The following is a 15,753-nucleotide window of genomic DNA, read 5'->3' on the forward strand; positions in this document are numbered from 1 at the left end:
GCCGTACGCCGCCCCTCAGAGGTGGACGCGGCTCAGAGGCGGGTGAGGCCGGTGACGTGGAGCACGGCGTGGCCCTCCTCGTCGGAGGCGGCCAGGTCGACCTCGGCGCCGATGCCCCAGTCGTGGTCGCCTGCCGGGTCGTCGATGATCTGACGCACCCGCCACAGCTCCTTCTCCTCCTCGATGAGCAGCAGGGCCGGGCCGCGGGCGGCCGGGCCGGTGAGGATCTCGTCGTGCTCCTCGTAGTAGGCGTCGAGGCCCGCGGCCCAGTCGACGTCCGGGTAGAGCTCGACCAGCTCCTCCTCTCGGTCGAGCGCGGCGAGCTCCACCAGCCGGAACATCGCGTTGCGGACCAGCACCCGGAAGGCACGGGCGTTGGCGGTGACCGGGCGGGTCTTGGTCTCCAGCTCCTCCCCGGCCGCCAGCGCCTCGGCGGGGTTGGCCAGCTTCTCCCACTCGTCGATCAGGCTGGAGTCGACCTGGCGCACCAGCTCGCCGAGCCATTCGATGAGGTCCACCAGGTCGTCGGTCTTCAGGTGCTCGGGCACCGTCTTCGACAGCGTCCGGTAGGCGTCGGCCAGGTAGCGCAGCACCGTGCCCTCCGAGCGGGCCAGCTCGTAGAACTGGATGTACTCGGTGAAGGTCATGGCCCGCTCGTACATGTCGCGCACGATCGTCTTGGGGCTGACGACGTGGTCGCCGACCCACGGGTGGCCGCGCCGGTAGGTTTCGTACGCGCCGAAGAGCAGGTCGGCCAGCGGCATCGGATGGGTGATCTCGGCGAGGCGCTCCATCCGCTCCTCATACTCGATGCCGTCGGCCTTCATCTGCGCGACCGCCTCGGCCCTGGCCTTGTTGAGCTGGGCGTGCAGGATCTGCCGGGGGTCGTCGAGCGTGGACTCGACGATCGAGACCATGTCGAGCGCGTACGTCGGGGAGGCGCGGTCGAGCAGCTCGAAGGAGGCCAGCGCGAAGGTGGACAGCGCCTGGTTGAGCGCGAAGTCCTCCTGGAGGTCGACGGTGAGCCGGGCCATCCGGCCGTGCTCGTCGGGCTCGGCGAGCTTCTCCACGATGCCGCCGGCCAGCAGCGAGCGGTAGATCGCGATGGCGTGGCTGATGTGGCGGCGCTGCGCCTTGCGGTCCTCGTGGTTGTCGGTGAGCAGCCGCTTCATCGCCTGGAAGCAGTCGCCGGGCCGGTTGATGATCGACAGCAGCATGGCGTTGCTGACCTTGAACCGGGAGGTCAGCGGCTCGGGCTCGGCCGTCTGGAGCTTCTCGAACGTGTCCTCGCTCCAGCCGACGAACCCCTCCGGGGGCTTCTTGCGCGCGTAGCCGCGGCGCCGCTTGGGGTCGTCGCCGATCTTCGCCAGCGCCCGCTCGTTCTCGATCACGTGGTCGGGCGCCTGGCAGACGACGTATCCGACCGTGTCGAAACCGGCCCGCCCGGCCCGCCCGGCGATCTGGTGGAACTCCCGCGCCCGCAGCCGCCGCACCTTGGTGCCGTCGAACTTCGACAGCGCCGTGAACAGCACGGTGCGGATCGGGACGTTGACCCCAACGCCGAGCGTGTCGGTGCCGCAGATGACCTTCAGCAGGCCCGCCTGGGCCAGCCGCTCCACCAGGCGGCGGTATTTCGGCAGCATGCCCGCGTGGTGCACGCCGATGCCATGCCGTACGAGCCGGGACAGGGCCCGGCCGAAGCGGGTCGTGAAGCGGAAGTTGCCGATGAGGGCGGCGATGGCCTCCTTCTCGGCCTTGGTGCACATGTTGATGCTCATGAGCGCCTGGGCCCGCTCCATCGCCGCGGCCTGCGTGAAGTGCACGACGTAGACCGGGGCCTGCTGGGTGGACAGCAGCTCCTCCAGCGTCTCGTGCAGGGGAGTGGTGCGGTAGGAGTAGATCAGCGGCACCGGGCGCTCGGCGTGCTTGACCACGCTGGTGGGGCGGCCCGTGCGGCGGGTGAGGTCGGTCTGGAAGCGCTCGACGTCGCCGAGCGTGGCCGACATGAGCACGAACTGCGCCTGCGGCAGCTCCAGCAGCGGCACCTGCCAGGCCCAGCCGCGGTCGGGCTCGGCGTAGAAGTGGAACTCGTCCATGATCACGGTGCCGACGTCGGCGTCCGCTCCGTCGCGCAGCGCGATCTGGGCGAGGATCTCGGCGGTGCAGCAGATGACGGGCGCGTCGGCGTTCACGGTGGCGTCGCCGGTCATCATGCCGACGTTCTCGGTGCCGAACAGCGCGCACAGGTCGAAGAACTTCTCCGACACCAGCGCCTTGATCGGCGCGGTGTAGAAGCTGATCTCGTCGCGGGCCAGCGCCGCGAAGTGCGCCCCTGCCGCGATCAGGCTCTTGCCCGAGCCCGTGGGCGTGGACACGATCACGTTGTTGCCGGAGACGACCTCGATCAGCGCCTCCTCCTGTGCCGGGTAGAGCGTGAGCCCCCGATCGGCGTTCCAGGACGCGAACGCGTCGAACAGCGCGTCCGGGTCGGCTCCGGCTTCTGGGCCGGACGGAAGACGGCGGAGGAGGCTCATGCTGTCGCTCACGCTCTTATCCTGCCCAAGACGCATGACTGTTTCGACCGGCCCGGCGTACGGCAAGGTGTGGCACAGCTACGTCAAAGGGGTGTGGCGCTGCACGAAGCCGCAGGTCAAACCCACAAACTAGCGGTATGGGGGAGAAGTGGGCCGGGCTCGCCGAGCGCCGGGAGGCGGCGGCTGACGTGCTGCTCGCCGTCGCGGTGCTCGCCTTCGGGCTGCCGCCGGTGTTGTTCGGCCACTCCTTCCCGGACCTGCCGTTCCTCGCCGTGCCGTGGTGGGCGCAGGTCGCCGCCGTGTGCGCGGCGGCCCTGTCCATGCTGGTGCGGCGCAGCGTGGCCTGGCCGATGATCGGGGCCACGGTCGCCTGCGCCCTGCTCGCGGGCGAGACCATCCCGCTGATGCTGGCGGCGTACTCGATGACGGCGCAGAACACGGTGCGCCGATGGCCGTGGGTGGCCGCCGCGCTCGCCGGGGTCTACATGCTGGCCGACTGGGCGAGCCCCTACACCGACCGGCTGCCGGTCGCCCTGGCGGTGCGGGCGATCACACTGATCTTCCTGCCCGCGCTGGTGGGCACGTGGGTGTGGCGCTACCGCACGATGATCCGGGAGCTGCGCGCGGGCGTGCGGGCGCGCGAGGAGCGCGCCGCCGCCCAGGAACGCCGCCGCATCGCCGGTGAGCTGCACGACACGGTGACGCACGCGGTGACCGTGATGGTGCTGAACGCCGGGCTCATCCAGGACACCGACGAGCTGGAGGAGATCCGCAAGCTGGCCAGGAACATCGAGGACAAGGGCGTGCGGGCGCTGACCGAGCTGCGCGAGCTGCTCACGGCGCTGCGGCGCAGGGACCTGCCTCCCTCGGCGGAGAGCGTCGAGGGGATACCCCGCCTGGTCGAGGAGAGCAGGGCCACCGGCCTGCGCGTCGCCCTGCACTACGACGTGCCGGAGGAGACGCTGTCGCGGCAGGCCGGTCACGCCTGCTACCGCGTCGTCCAGGAGGGCCTCAACAACGTGCGCAAACACGCGCCCGGGGCAGACGTGCAGGTGGTCTGCGAGGCACACGGCGACGTGCTGAACGTGTCGGTCGTCAACAGCGGCAAGGGCCGGGCGGTGCCGGTCCGGGTGCCCGCCGACGCCGGAGGCGGCTACGGGCTGCCGGGCCTGCGTGAGCGCGTCGCCCAGCTGGGCGGGCGGCTCACGTACGGCCCGACCCGCGAGGGCGGGTTCGCGCTCACCGCCACCATCCCCCTCTACCCGCCCGACCCGTGCGAGGTCTGACCCGTACGCGTCACAGGCCGAGGTCCTCGATCTCCTTGAGCAGGGCCGCCCTGGAGCCGGGAGGGGCGTTCGTGCCGGGGGCCGCGCTCCCGGTCGTGCCCTTGCCGATGTGCTTGGCCTTCCGGTCGCGGAACAGGTAGCCGCCGAGGATGCCGCCGGCGAAACCGAAGACGTGGGCCTGCCAGCCGATGCCCTCGGCGGGCAGCAGGCCGGCGAACTGGTAGGCGAAGCACAGGCCCATGACCAGGCCGATGACGATGTCGATCAGATGCCGGTCGAAGGCTCCGCGTACGAGCACGTACCCGAAGTAGCCGAACACCAGCCCGCTCGCGCCCGCGCCGACCGTGGAGGAGTCGGCGGTGAACCACGAGCCGAGCCCGCTGGCGACGGCGATGAGCGCGGTCACGCCGAGGAAGCGCCGCACGCCCCGGTAGGCGGCGAGGAACCCGAAGATGAACAGCGGCCCGGAATTGCCCTCGATGTGCTCCCAGCTCCAGTGGAGGAGCGGAGCGGACACGATCCCGGGCAGTCGCCCGAGGTCCCACGGCCTGATCCCGTAGCTGTAGCTGAGCGAGTAGGCCGAGGCCCAGTTGGCCACCTGCACGACCCAGATCAGCGCCAGGAAGCCGACCATGACCCAGAATGCCTTGCGGGCCTCGGCGATCATGATTTCGGCGGTGCGGCCGTCGCTCACGGAACCTCCCCCGTCACTGAGGATCACGCGGGAAAGATACCGCCGCCGGCCGCACGAGTCACCGGGTTCGCCGGGAGGGGGCCCCGATGAGCATGACCCCGCACAGCGTCGACGCCCACGAGGGGCCGGTCGAGATCCTCAGCATCTTCGACCACGACGGGGAGCGCACCCATCTGCACGCCGCCGACGAGACGCCGCGTGCGGACGACGAGGCGAGCCGGGAGCCGGCGGTTCCTGACCACCGGCCGCCCGGCCCGCCCGGCGAACTACACGCGTTCGATGACGACGATCGGGATCTCCCGGTCGGTCTTGGTCGCGTACTCGTCGTACGCGGGCCACGCGGCGGTCATCGTCCGCCACATGTCCGGGCGTTCCTCCGGGGTCGCCGTACGGGCGTGCGCCTTGAACCTGTCTCCCTTGATCTGGAACTCCACCTCGGGATCGGCCTGGAGGTTGCGATACCAGAGCGGGTGCTCGGGCGCACCGCCCTTGGAGGCCACCACCAGATAGGCGTCGCCGTATGGCTGATAGATCAAAGGAGTGCTGCGAGGCAGGCCCGACTTGCGGCCCTTGGTGGTGAGGATGGCCACCGTGGTGCCCTGCCAGTCGTGGCCTTCCTCGCCGTCGGTCTCGATGTAACGCTTGACGTGTTCCTGTCCGAAGAGCATGTCGATCACCTTCCCACGAGAGAGGGATCAACTACCCGAGGCGTCGGCCAATTCCAGTGCGACCTGCAGCCCCGCAGCGGTCCGCTCCTCCTCGGTCGAGGATTCGTCGCGGAGGAAGAACCAGGCCGCGTGCATCGCGAACAGCGCCATCGAGCGCCGCAGCCGGACCGGCAGCGGGTCGTCCGGGCCGCACAGCGCCTGCATCAGCTCGCCCAGGCGCTCTCGCATCAGGTCGACCTGGGCGTGGCCCTGCAACGCCGTCTTGTTGCGGTCCATGAACTGCATGATCTCGTGGTGGCGTCCCTCGGACATCTGCGCCGAGTAGCGGCGGATGAGCTCCCCCCGGGTCTCCGGGGTGCGCGGGTGCCCGTTCGCCCACGCGATCAGCTCGTCCAGCGCCTTGACGCGGTCTTCGATCAGGCTGGCGACGATGTCTTCCTTGGTGCGGAAGTGGTAGTAGAGTGCCGCTTTGGTCACGCCGAGGGCCTCGGCTATCTCCCGGAGCGACGTCGCCTCGTACCCCTGCTCGGTGAAGAGCCTGATCGCGACCTCCTGGATGCGGCTGCGCGTGTCGGTTTGAGCACCCATTCCAACGGTTCCTAATTAACTTGACGGCCGGCAAGTAAGGACAATACCGTGCCTCGGGCACTAGCCTGTCGGCAAGTAAGTAATTTTCTCCAAAGGGGGCACCCATGACGACGGAGACCGCGGCCGCGCCCGGCCGGTCCCGGGAAGTGATGATCGTTTTACCTGGCCTGATGCTGGCGATGATGCTGGCGATGCTGGACAACATGATCGTCGGTACGGCGATGCCGAGGATCGTCGGGGAACTCAACGGCCTGGACTACTTCACCTGGGTCACCACCGCGTACGTGCTCGGCACCACGGTCTCCACGCCGATCTGGGGCAAGCTCGGCGACCTCTATGGGCGCAAGAACATCTTCCTGAGCTCGATCATCATCTTCCTGGTCGGTTCCGCGCTCTGCGGCATGGCGGGCTCGTCGCTGTTCGGCGGCACCGGCGACGGCATGATCGAGCTGATCGCCTTCCGCGCGCTGCAGGGCCTCGGCGCCGGCGGGCTCATCGTGGGCGTGATGTCCATCATCGGTGACCTGGTCCCGCCCCGTGAGCGGGGTCAGTACCAGGGCATCATGGCGGCGATCATGTCGCTGGCCATGATCGCGGGGCCTCTCGTCGGCGGGTTCATCACCGACAACCTCAACTGGCGCTGGGCGTTCTACGTGAACCTGCCGCTCGGCGGCGTGGCGCTGCTCTGGCTGGTGCTCAAGCTGCACCTGCCCAAGCACCGCACCGAGCACCGCATCGACTGGGCCGGCGCGGCCGTCCTCACCGTGGCGATCACGGCGATCGTGCTGATCACCTCGTGGGGTGGTCAGGAGCACGGCTACCCGTGGGGCTCGTGGCAGATCCTGGGGCTGGCCGCCCTGGCGGTCGTCGCGCTGGCGGTGTTCATCCCGATCGAGCGCAAGGCGGCCGAGCCGATTCTGCCGCTGCACGTGTTCGCCAACCGGAACTTCACGCTGATCAACCTGCTCGGCTTCCTGCTCGGCTTCGCGATGTTCGGCGCGATCACCTTCCTGCCGATGTTCCAGCAGATCGTGCAGGGCTCGACGGCCACCAACTCCGGTCTGCTCCTGCTGCCGATGATGGCCTCGTCGATGGTCGTGTCGCTGTTCGTCGGCCGGGCGATCACCAAGACGGGCAAGTACAAGAGCTTCCCGGTGATCGGTGGCGTGATCATGGCCATCGGGATGTGGCTGCTGTCGACGCAGGACGTCCACACCCCCGCCTGGCGGACCGGCGTCTACATCGCCGTCCTCGGCCTCGGCATGGGCTTCCTGATGCAGACGACCATGCTGATCGCGCAGAACAGCGTCGAGCAGAAGGACATCGGCGTCGCCAGCAGCGCCTCGACGTTCTTCCGCTCGATCGGCGGTTCGTTCGGCATCTCGCTGTTCGGCGCCATCTTCAACAGCCGGCTGGTCGACGAGATCAGCGCCAAGCTCGGCCCGCAGGCCGCAGCACTGGCGGGCTCCGGCGGCGGGACGATCGACCGCAAGGTGCTCGACGCTCTCCCGCCGACGATCAAGTCGGGCTTCCTGGAGGCGCTCGCCAACACGATCGGAACGGTCTTCCTGTGGTCGGTCGTGTTCGCCGCGGTCGTCCCGATCATCGCGGCCTTCATCAAGCACGTCCCGCTGCGCAGCGGCGCTCCCGGCGCCGCCCCCGGCGAGAAGGCGGAGCCGATGGCGGCCGCCGCCTTCGAGTGACCCGGCCCGGATGACCCGGCCCGGATGACCTGATCCGGAGCCGATGACGATACGGCGCACGTCCCCGCGCGGACGTGCGCCGTATCGCGTTCTGCGGGCCGGTCAGGCGGGCCGCTCGGCCCGGTCGCCCGACCAGTCGGTGTGGAAGGAGCCCTCCCGGTCGACCCTCCGGTAGGTGTGCGCGCCGAAGAAGTCGCGCAGCCCCTGCAGCAGCGCGGCGGGGAGCCGGTCACGGCGCAGCCCGTCGTAATAGGCCAGCGCCGAGGAGAAGCCCGGCGTGGGCACCCCGATCGTCGCCGCCGTCGCCACGACCCGCCGCCACGACTCCTGGGCGTCCTCCAGGGCCTGGGCGAACGTCGGGTCCACCAGCAGCGTCGGCAGGTTCGGGTCCGCGTCGTACGCCGCCCGGATCCGGTCGAGGAAGCGGGCCCTGATGATGCAGCCGCCGCGCCAGATCGTGGCCATCGCGCCCAGGTTCAGGCTCCAGCCGTACTCCGCGCTCGCGGCGGCCATCTGGTCGAACCCCTGGGCGTACGCCACGATCTTGGAGGCGTACAGCGCCCGCCGCACGTCCTCGACGAGGCCGGAGTCGCCGGCCGTCCCCGAGGGGCCGGTGAGGGAGCGGGCGGCGGCCCGCTGCTCGGGGTGGCCCGACAGCGCCCGGGCGAACACCGCCTCGGCGATTCCGGTGACCGGGACGCCGAGGTCGAGCGCGCTCTGCACGGTCCAGCGGCCGGTGCCCTTCTGCTCGGCCTGGTCCTGCACGACGTCGACGAACGGCTTGCCCGTGGCGGCGTCGGTGTGACCGAGCACCTCGGCGGTGATCTCGATCAGGTACGACTCCAGGTCGCCCCGGTTCCACTCGCGGAAGACGTCGGACAGCTCCTTGGGGCTCAGCCCGAGAGCCTGCCGGAGCAGGTCGTACGACTCCGCGATGAGCTGCATGTCCGCGTATTCGATGCCGTTGTGCACCATCTTGACGAAGTGGCCCGCGCCGTCGGGGCCCACGTGCACGCAGCACGGCACCCCGTCGACCTTCGCCGCGATGTCCTCCAGCAGGGGGCCGAGCGTCTCGTACGCCGCGGCGTCGCCGCCCGGCATGATGCTCGGGCCGTTGAGCGCGCCCTCCTCGCCGCCCGAGATTCCGGTGCCGACGAAGTGGATGCCCCGCTCGCGCAGCGCGGCCTCCCGCCGGCGGGTGTCCAGGTAGTGGGCGTTGCCGCCGTCGATGATCATGTCGCCCGGCTCCATGACGGCGGCGAGCTCCTCGATCACGGCGTCGGTGGGGGCCCCGGCCTTGACCATGATGATCGCCTTGCGTGGCCGTTCGAGGGAGGCCACGAACTCCTCGATCGTGCCCGCCGGCAGGAACGCGCCCTCGTCGCGGTGCTCCTCCATGAAGCGGGTGGTACGGCTCTCCGTGCGGTTGTGCACCGCGACCACGTGACCGTGGTGGGCGAAGTTCCGGGCGAGGTTGCGGCCCATGGTCGCCAGGCCCGTCACTCCGATGTCTGCCTTGTCCATGTCTACAGTCATACCGCTCCCCGGGGTGTGGGATCGGCCGCGGGTGGGCGTGTCCCGGGACCGGTCCGCCGCTCGGCGACGCTCAGTGGTTGATCGGTGCCGATTCACAGCCGCTGAGCGGCCGCTCAGTAGCCGTAGCCGCCTGATGGGTGGGAGTGCGACGGCGCAGGTCTGGCCGAGGTCGTGGACGCCGGCCTGGAGGTCGGCCTGAAGGTCGGCCTGGAGGTCGGCGGGGACGCCGGCGTGGGCGAGGCGGTGCCCGCGGCCGTGGCCGGGCGGATCAGGCCGAGCAGGCCGTGCCGCGCCCCCGAGATGCCGGCCGAGAACCACACCGCGTCGGCGCCGCCGTTGGCCGCCGTGCCGGGTTCGAGGTCCCACAGCCCCTCGACGGCGATCGCCCTGCCGTCCGCCCCGCGCAGCGGGCCGAGGTAGCGGCCGGTCTTCGGGTCGTACGCGTTGATCCATCCGTCGCCGAAGTTGCCCACCAGCAGCGCACCGGCGTACGCGCCGAACCCGGCGGGGGCGAGCGTCAGCGCCCACGGAGCGTTCAGCGGGCCGCGGGAGGCGAGACGCCGCACGAAGCGGCCGCTCGCGGTGAACTGGCTGACGAACCCGTTGCCCCGGCCCGCCACCGGCCTGCCGGTCGCGGGGTCCCGCTTGGCGTACGCGACGACGACCGAGCTCCCGGCGATCTCGACGTTGAAGGGGGAGTAGTGCGCGGGCAGGAACGGATCGCGGAACGCGCGGCGCGACAGCCGCACCCGCCGGAAGTCGTCGTCGAAGACGTGGACGGCGCCGTGGGAGAAGGACGGCGCGAGCAGGAACGTGCCCCGGTCGGTGGTCATCAGCGCCAGGCCCTTGTAGTCGGCGCCGCGGGTGAACGCGGCGATGACCGCGTTGTGCGGATCGGCCTTGGCGCTCCAGGCGGTGATGGCACCGCTGGGGCTGGAGAAGATGAACGAGGCGGGCGCGGTGCCGGCCTTGCCCTTGATCGTGAAGGCGTCGCCCGTGTACGCCACCTGGCCGGTGGGGGGGCCGCCGGGGATCGCCACCGTGGTGGGTGCCTTCCTGACCGTCCCGGCGCCTCCGGTGTAGACGGGCGCCGTGCCGGTCCCCGCGTTGGACACCCAGAGGGTGGCGCCCATCGCGAGGCCCCAGGGGTTGACCAGCTTGGGATCGGTGAGCGCCGCCCGGCCCGCCACGTCGGAGACCAGGTCGACCCTGGCGAACCGGGCGGGGGTGCGTGCCGTGCTCGCGGACCGGTTCGCCGCGGTGTGGACCTGGTGGCCGGAGCCCTGCCAGGAACGGGAGGCGTGGGGGGACGAAGCGGGGTGGGCCGGTGCGGCTCCGGCCAGCGCCAGCGCGAGCGGCGCGGCGCAGAGCGTGACGATACGTGCCCGCATGGGGCCTCCTGAGAGTGGTCAGAACTGTGTCGGCATGCCCTTACGCCCGGAGATACGCCGCCCTCCCGTTCCGGGTTCACCTGACTTTTCCGCAGGTAGCGGGCGCGAGCAGTCGCGGGTCTGCCCTATCCTGACAAAACCCGCAAAGCAAGCGGGTTTTGTATAGACATGGTCGTCCGATGGCGAGGACACTTGGCCTCGCGGCGGGCCGCTGGTAATTCACTACAGCCAAGAAGGGCCGGTGGGAGCCGGCCCCGTCCACCGTCGTCGCTCAGTACGGAGAAGAGACGTGTTCGCACCGAAGCCGGAACGGTCAGTCGTCGCGGTTCCTCCGCCCGGAGACGGGCCAGGATTCTGGGCGGGCGCGCCCAGTGCCGTGGCCAGGGACGGATGGATCTATCTGGCTTACCGGCTGCGCCGGCCGCTCGGTGACGGGCGGGGGTACGCCGTTGAGATCGCCCGCTCGGCCGACGGGGAGCGGTTCGAGAAGCTCCTCACCATCACCAAGGACGAGATGAAGACCGAGTCGCTGGAGCGCCCGACGCTCGTGGTGACGCCGGAGGGCAGGTGGCGCCTCTACCTGAGCTGCGCCACGTACGGCACCAAGCACTGGCGGGTCGAGATGATCGAGGCCGCCGGGCCGGCGGAGTTCGACCCCGCCGACGCGCGGGTGGTGCTGCCCGGCGACCTCAAGACCGGTGTCAAGGACCCCGTGATCCTCCACCACGGTGGCGTGTGGCACCTGTGGGCGTCCTGCCACCCCCTGGAGGACCCCGACGAGGCCGACCAGATGGTGACCGAGTACGCCACCAGCACCGACGGCGTCGAGTGGACCTGGCAGGGGACCGCGCTCGACCGGCGGCCCGGCGAGTGGGACTCGCGTGGTGTGCGGGTGACCGCGGTCACGTTCAGCGGCGGCACCGTCATCGCCTACTACGACGGCCGCGCGTCGGCGGAGGAGAACTACGAGGAGCGCACCGGCGTGGCCATCGGCCCCGGCCCGTCCACGCTCACCGCCACCGGAACCGCCCCCGTCGCCCAGTCGGAGCACGCCGGGGGAGGGCTGCGCTACCTGTCGATCGTGCCCGTGGAGGGGGGCCACCGCCTCTACTACGAGCTGACCCGCGCCGACGGGGCCCACGAACTGCGCACCGAGCTGCACTGACCCTGCTGTACCGGCCCCGCCGCGCTGAGACCCGCCGCACCGGCCTCGCCCCGCTGACCACGCTGCACCGACCCCGCCGCGCTGACCACGCTGCGCCGACCACGCTGCGCCGACCACGCTGCGCCGACCGCTCCGGCGGGCGGTTGCGACGCCCGCGGGCGGCACCGCCGTGGACAGCTGAGGCGGGAGCGGGCACGGGGGTGACGGCGGCCGAGTCCCGGGGTCACGCCCCCGTGGGATCGCCTCCGGGCGGGCCGTTCATGCCCTGCCGCCGGCCGGCCGGGTCGGAGACGCTCCTGGCGCGGCCGTTGCGGGCCTGCCGCTGGCCGGACGGCCGGGCTCCGACGAGGCCGCCCGACCGCTCACGGGGGCGCAGCCAGTCGCCGAAGTCGTCGCCGGAGTCGCGGCCGAGCACGTCGCGCAGCAGCGCGATGTCGGCGGCGAAGTAGGCGAGCAGCTCCTGGCGCTGCGCCCAGGTGAGCGGCCGCCGGGGCTGGCCGTCGCGCTGCAGCACCCGCTCCAGCGGCGTGGTGAGCCGCTGGCCCAGCACCGGGTCGCCGAGCCGGGCGAGCCGGGCCAGGATGCGGTGCCTGCGGCTGTGCCGCGGATGGGCCGTGACGTTCTCCCTGGGCACCTCGCCGACCAGCCCCTGCTCCACCCCGAGGAACGCGCAGATGCGATCGAGGGTGGCGGCGGGGCGGTCCACCAGATCCCGATAGCGGAAGACCAGCACCTGCTCCCGGGGGAACAGCGTGAACAGGTGCGCGAGCTGCTCGCCGTACCGGCCGAGGCCGACGTAGTGCCAGAACGGCGACCAGCCGTCGGCGATCCGCCGCTTCTCGGCCGCGCACGCCTCGATGACGTCGCCGATCGGCTCCAGCCCGGCCGACCACAGGTGGGTCCAGTTCGAGTGGGCGCGCTCCACCGGGTCGCGCAGCGAGACGATGAGTTTCGCGTCCGGGATCGTCTCCTTGATCCGCCGCTGGGCAGCGCGGTCGTAGAGGTAGAAGGGGGTGGACTCGCCGCGCAGCGCCCCCGGCGGCGCGTCCGCGAACAGCGCCTCGTAGTCGGTGCGCCGCCATACGTGCTCGCGGTAGGTCTCCGCGTCCCCCGGCCCGCCTTTCAGCGGGGGCGGACCGTCGGTGAGGAAGAACTTCGGCTCCTTGACGGAAGACATGAAGAGCCGGGGATGGCGTGCCAGCGCCGCGTGCAGGGCCGTGGTGCCGGCCTTCGGCACCCCGATGACCAGGAAGTCGGGCAGGGCCATGGGAGTCCTCCTACTTTCCCGATTAAATAGGTTGGTATTGCCCCTTCCTTGCCCGGAAAAATCACCCGACGTCGGTGTAGTACCACCGAAACGGGCGCCAATGCCGTGTCACGGCCACCGATCTGAGCGCGCGGCTCCCCGCCCGGCGAACCAGGGCCGCGACCGGGAAGCGCTCGTGAGCTGGGAGGACGGTTCAGCCGGGCACCCAGGGCCGACCGGGGCGGTGCGGAGGACCTGTTCCACCCGGGAGTCGCGCCGCGCCGCGGCTTCCCGCCTGTCCACGCCCATGACCGACCAGGAAGCGGTGGGGGAGGGCCTGTTTCAGCCGGAGGTCGCGCCGCGCCGCGGCTTCCCGCCTGCCTGCGCCCATGACCGACCGGGAAGCGGTGGGGAGGGCCTGTTTCAGCCGGAGGCCGCGCCGCGCGCCGCGACGGCCGGTCGCACCCTCGCGGCCGGCCAGCGGCGGGTGAGTGCGGCGGCGTGCCGCTCGCCGTCGGACCAGACCTCGAACCACACCTCGTTGCGCCCGGCCTCGCGGACCAGCCCCCACCGGTCGGCCAGCAGGTCCAGCAGCGGCAGGCCCCGGCCGCCCTGGCTCGATCCGTTGGGGAGCGGATGCCCGGCGCACGGCGGCGCGGCCGACCCGTCGTCCTCCACGCAGATCCGCACCCGGTCGGGCAGGCACGAGACGGTGACGGTGAAGGTGCCGCCGTCTCCCGATCGGGAGTGGACGACCGCGTTCGTCGCGATCTCGCTGGTCAGCAGCACGCAGTCGTCGTGCCGCGGATGGCCGCGTCCGAGTGCGGCGGACACGAGCCTGCGCGCCCGCCCCACCTGGTCGCGCCCACCCGCGAGCCGGGCCACGCGGTTCCCCGCGCCGTCCCCCGAGATCTCCATGAGCTCCTCCCAACGCGTGACCATGTGGCCGCCGCAGGAGAGGACGTCCGCCCCCGCGCCCGCGATGTCACGGGAAAGTAGGAGTGTCCTTGCCCCGCTATGCCGGAAAAGCACCCCGCCCCTCGTTCTCGGGCCGGGAGCGGGCGCTCCTGGCTGGACGGGTCACCGTACGCGCGGCCTCTCGGAGGCGGTCGCCGTGGCGACGTCGCGAGGATAGGAGTGCCTGCCGTGGAGCAGGATGACCGCGTTCGCCACCAGAGGCCCGAGCATGATCAGGAAGGTGTACTGCAGGCCCTGCGCGCTCCTGGGGCCGTCCGGTCCGAGGAGATCGGCCAGGAATCCGAAGGTCACGGGGGCGACCGCCTCCGCGCCCATCCGGAGGAACGTACGGATGCTCTCCGCGCGACCCCAGAGCCGGAAGTGGACGACGTCGAGGCGCGCGGCGTCCAGCGGGGGATTGGCGGCGGCGAGACATCCGGCGGCGACGAGGAAGAACGGCAACGCCGTCGCGGTCGACGTCGTCAGCAGAGCCGGGACGAAGAACACGGCGGTGGTCAGGTAGGCGACCGCGGGGACGGTCATGCGCGCGTCGAGGCGACCACGCCGGATCAGGTGGTCGGCGACCCGCCCGCCGCTCAGGACGCCCGCCAGGGCGCCGAGACCGACGAGCAGCGCCGGTCCCGTGACCGCCGCCGCGGCGAGACCGTACTGCCGGTCGAGGAAGAGCACGCCGAAGCTGCGCAGGCCGGCGAAGAAGAAGTATCCGACCGCGGACGCGATGATCAACACGACGTTCGTGCGTATCCGCAGGACGTAGAGCGCCGCCTCCCACATCGACATCCGCGCCGGGTCGCGCCGCAGGATCAGCGCGAAATCGGGCTCGATGCCGCGGCCCCGCAGGGCGAAGTGCACCGCGTCGCCGCGGCTCGGCGCCGTCTCGTCCCACCCTGCGGCCGGACCTTCCCCTGAGCCCGGACCTTCCCCTGAGCCCGGACCTTCCCCTGAGCCCGGACCTTGCCCTGAGTCCAGACGCTGCCCCGCCGGACGCGGCCGTCCCTGGCCGCCGCGCGCCGGCTCGGGCAGCTTGCGCGCGATCACGATCGTGAGGAGCATCCCGAACACCGCGAGCACGAAGAACGCGGCACGCCACGACAGCAGGTTGGCCAGATTGCCGCCCACCAGCAGGCCGAATCCGACGCCGAGCATCTCCCCGCTGAGGATGAACCCGTAGACACGGGCCCGTTCACCCGGTGGGAAGAAGTCGCCGATGAGGGAGCTGAGCGTGGGACCGGCCGTGGCCGACACCGCGCCCAGCGCCAGCCGCGACAGCAGGAGCCACTGGTACGAATCCGCCAGGCCCCCGGCGAGCATCGCCAGCACCCACAGCACGATGCTGGCGGCCAGGAGCCTGACCCTGCGCACCCGATCGGCCAGTACGCCCACGGGTATGACGGCCAAGGCGGCCGAGGCCGACGACACCGCGGTCAAGGAGCCGAGCTCGGTGTTGCTGATGCCGAGGCTCTCCTTGAGCTCCGGCGCGACCGCCCCCACGGTTCCCTTGTCCGCCGCGTCGAGCGCGAGCACGCCGGCGAGGACGGCGATGATCCGGAAGCGGGCCGGGCCTCCCACGGCACCGATCACCCACCGTGCGGCCCAGGCGACCGCCGCACGCACCAGACCTCCTGGCATCGAGGACATGCTGCTCCCCAGCGGGTTGCCGGAACGCGGGCGGTCGCAGGCAGGCCGATCGTCTCGCCTCTCCTCGTCCACTCCCCGGCCCGGACGAGGGGTCGCACCGGCGCGGAGAACTCTGGTCGCAACCTTTGCCCGGGCTTGTGGCGCGGCATCGAGCGACCCGGGTACCCGCCGCGGCGGGCGGTGCGGACGCGGTAGCGGAGCCCGGCAGCCGAGGCCGGGGCCGGTGACAACGACGGAGCGGGGCCGGTGAGGACGACGGAGCGGGGACCGGGAAGCGACAGGGCGAGGGCGGGAAGTGACAGGGCGAGGGCGGGAAGTGACGAGCG

The 15,753-nt window shown here is 71.3% G+C and carries 12 protein-coding genes; 3 read left to right on the plus strand and 9 right to left on the minus strand.

Going from position 1 to position 15,753, the window contains the following annotated elements:
* Positions 1-32: 32 nt before the first annotated feature.
* Complete coding sequence (locus tag FLV34_RS23860) at positions 33-2,534, minus strand: RNA helicase (RefSeq protein ID WP_142650440.1); 2,502 nt, start codon at positions 2,532-2,534, stop codon at positions 33-35.
* Positions 2,535-2,671: 137 nt separating this feature from the next.
* Between FLV34_RS23860 and FLV34_RS23865 the strand changes: the two genes are divergently transcribed.
* The gene (locus FLV34_RS23865; protein WP_147944094.1) at positions 2,672-3,820 is read left to right on the plus strand and encodes a sensor histidine kinase; all 1,149 of its coding nucleotides are present in this window, start codon (positions 2,672-2,674) and stop codon (positions 3,818-3,820) included.
* A gap of 10 nt (positions 3,821-3,830) precedes the next feature.
* Here the strand turns inward: FLV34_RS23865 and FLV34_RS23870 are convergent, their stop codons facing one another.
* The 3 genes from FLV34_RS23870 to FLV34_RS23885 all read right to left on the minus strand — a co-directional run bounded on the left by FLV34_RS23870 (position 3,831) and on the right by FLV34_RS23885 (position 5,770).
* Positions 3,831-4,514, minus strand: coding sequence for a rhomboid family intramembrane serine protease (locus FLV34_RS23870; RefSeq protein WP_205830806.1), 684 nt, complete (start codon positions 4,512-4,514; stop codon positions 3,831-3,833).
* Positions 4,515-4,780: 266 nt separating this feature from the next.
* On the minus strand, positions 4,781-5,182 hold the full coding sequence (locus tag FLV34_RS23880) for a nitroreductase family deazaflavin-dependent oxidoreductase (protein ID WP_142650408.1): 402 nt from the start codon (positions 5,180-5,182) through the stop codon (positions 4,781-4,783).
* A gap of 27 nt (positions 5,183-5,209) precedes the next feature.
* Positions 5,210-5,770, minus strand: coding sequence for a TetR/AcrR family transcriptional regulator (locus tag FLV34_RS23885; RefSeq protein ID WP_142650409.1), 561 nt, complete (start codon positions 5,768-5,770; stop codon positions 5,210-5,212).
* 104 nt (positions 5,771-5,874) lie between these two features.
* On the opposite strand from FLV34_RS23885, the gene FLV34_RS23890 reads away from it, so the two are divergent.
* Positions 5,875-7,473: an MDR family MFS transporter gene (locus tag FLV34_RS23890; RefSeq protein ID WP_147944095.1), complete on the plus strand. Its 1,599-nt coding sequence runs from the start codon at positions 5,875-5,877 to the stop codon at positions 7,471-7,473.
* Positions 7,474-7,575: 102 nt separating this feature from the next.
* Here the strand turns inward: FLV34_RS23890 and gndA are convergent, their stop codons facing one another.
* Both gndA and FLV34_RS23900 read right to left on the minus strand, forming a co-directional pair.
* Positions 7,576-8,997: an NADP-dependent phosphogluconate dehydrogenase gene (gene gndA, locus FLV34_RS23895; RefSeq protein ID WP_142650411.1), complete on the minus strand. Its 1,422-nt coding sequence runs from the start codon at positions 8,995-8,997 to the stop codon at positions 7,576-7,578.
* Positions 8,998-9,122: 125 nt separating this feature from the next.
* A complete protein-coding gene (locus FLV34_RS23900; protein ID WP_147944096.1) occupies positions 9,123-10,400 on the minus strand; it encodes a TIGR03118 family protein in 1,278 nt (425 codons plus the stop codon).
* 289 nt (positions 10,401-10,689) lie between these two features.
* Between FLV34_RS23900 and FLV34_RS23905 the strand changes: the two genes are divergently transcribed.
* Positions 10,690-11,565 (plus strand): hypothetical protein, encoded by an 876-nt coding sequence (locus FLV34_RS23905; RefSeq protein ID WP_142650413.1) that lies wholly within the window; start codon positions 10,690-10,692, stop codon positions 11,563-11,565.
* Positions 11,566-11,788: 223 nt separating this feature from the next.
* Here FLV34_RS23905 and FLV34_RS23910 read toward each other — a convergent pair whose 3' ends face one another.
* From FLV34_RS23910 to FLV34_RS23920, 3 genes are all read right to left on the minus strand, one after another.
* Entirely contained in the window at positions 11,789-12,832 is a 1,044-nt protein-coding gene (locus tag FLV34_RS23910) for a sulfotransferase (protein WP_142650414.1), read from the minus strand.
* A gap of 402 nt (positions 12,833-13,234) precedes the next feature.
* Positions 13,235-13,753 (minus strand): ATP-binding protein, encoded by a 519-nt coding sequence (locus FLV34_RS23915; RefSeq protein WP_261985875.1) that lies wholly within the window; start codon positions 13,751-13,753, stop codon positions 13,235-13,237.
* A 138-nt stretch (positions 13,754-13,891) separates the two neighbouring features.
* Positions 13,892-15,418, minus strand: coding sequence for an MFS transporter (locus FLV34_RS23920; protein ID WP_187280711.1), 1,527 nt, complete (start codon positions 15,416-15,418; stop codon positions 13,892-13,894).
* Between the last annotated feature and the right edge of the window lie 335 nt (positions 15,419-15,753).

Source organism: Microbispora sp. CSR-4 (assembly GCF_008033685.1).
In the GTDB taxonomy this organism is placed as follows: domain Bacteria; phylum Actinomycetota; class Actinomycetes; order Streptosporangiales; family Streptosporangiaceae; genus Microbispora.

What these genes read in the sequence shown, in the direction of transcription:
- FLV34_RS23860 (WP_142650440.1), bottom strand. Translation starts at nt 2,534, where the DNA reads ATGAGCCTCCTCCGCCGTCTTCCGTCCGGCCCAGAAGCCGGAGCCGAC.
- FLV34_RS23865 (WP_147944094.1), top strand. Translation starts at nt 2,672, where the DNA reads ATGGGGGAGAAGTGGGCCGGGCTCGCCGAGCGCCGGGAGGCGGCGGCT.
- FLV34_RS23880 (WP_142650408.1), bottom strand. Translation starts at nt 5,182, where the DNA reads ATGCTCTTCGGACAGGAACACGTCAAGCGTTACATCGAGACCGACGGC.
- FLV34_RS23885 (WP_142650409.1), bottom strand. Translation starts at nt 5,770, where the DNA reads ATGGGTGCTCAAACCGACACGCGCAGCCGCATCCAGGAGGTCGCGATC.
- FLV34_RS23890 (WP_147944095.1), top strand. Translation starts at nt 5,875, where the DNA reads ATGACGACGGAGACCGCGGCCGCGCCCGGCCGGTCCCGGGAAGTGATG.
- gndA (WP_142650411.1), bottom strand. Translation starts at nt 8,997, where the DNA reads ATGGACAAGGCAGACATCGGAGTGACGGGCCTGGCGACCATGGGCCGC.
- FLV34_RS23900 (WP_147944096.1), bottom strand. Translation starts at nt 10,400, where the DNA reads ATGCGGGCACGTATCGTCACGCTCTGCGCCGCGCCGCTCGCGCTGGCG.
- FLV34_RS23910 (WP_142650414.1), bottom strand. Translation starts at nt 12,832, where the DNA reads ATGGCCCTGCCCGACTTCCTGGTCATCGGGGTGCCGAAGGCCGGCACC.
- FLV34_RS23915 (WP_261985875.1), bottom strand. Translation starts at nt 13,753, where the DNA reads ATGGTCACGCGTTGGGAGGAGCTCATGGAGATCTCGGGGGACGGCGCG.
- FLV34_RS23920 (WP_187280711.1), bottom strand. Translation starts at nt 15,418, where the DNA reads ATGCCAGGAGGTCTGGTGCGTGCGGCGGTCGCCTGGGCCGCACGGTGG.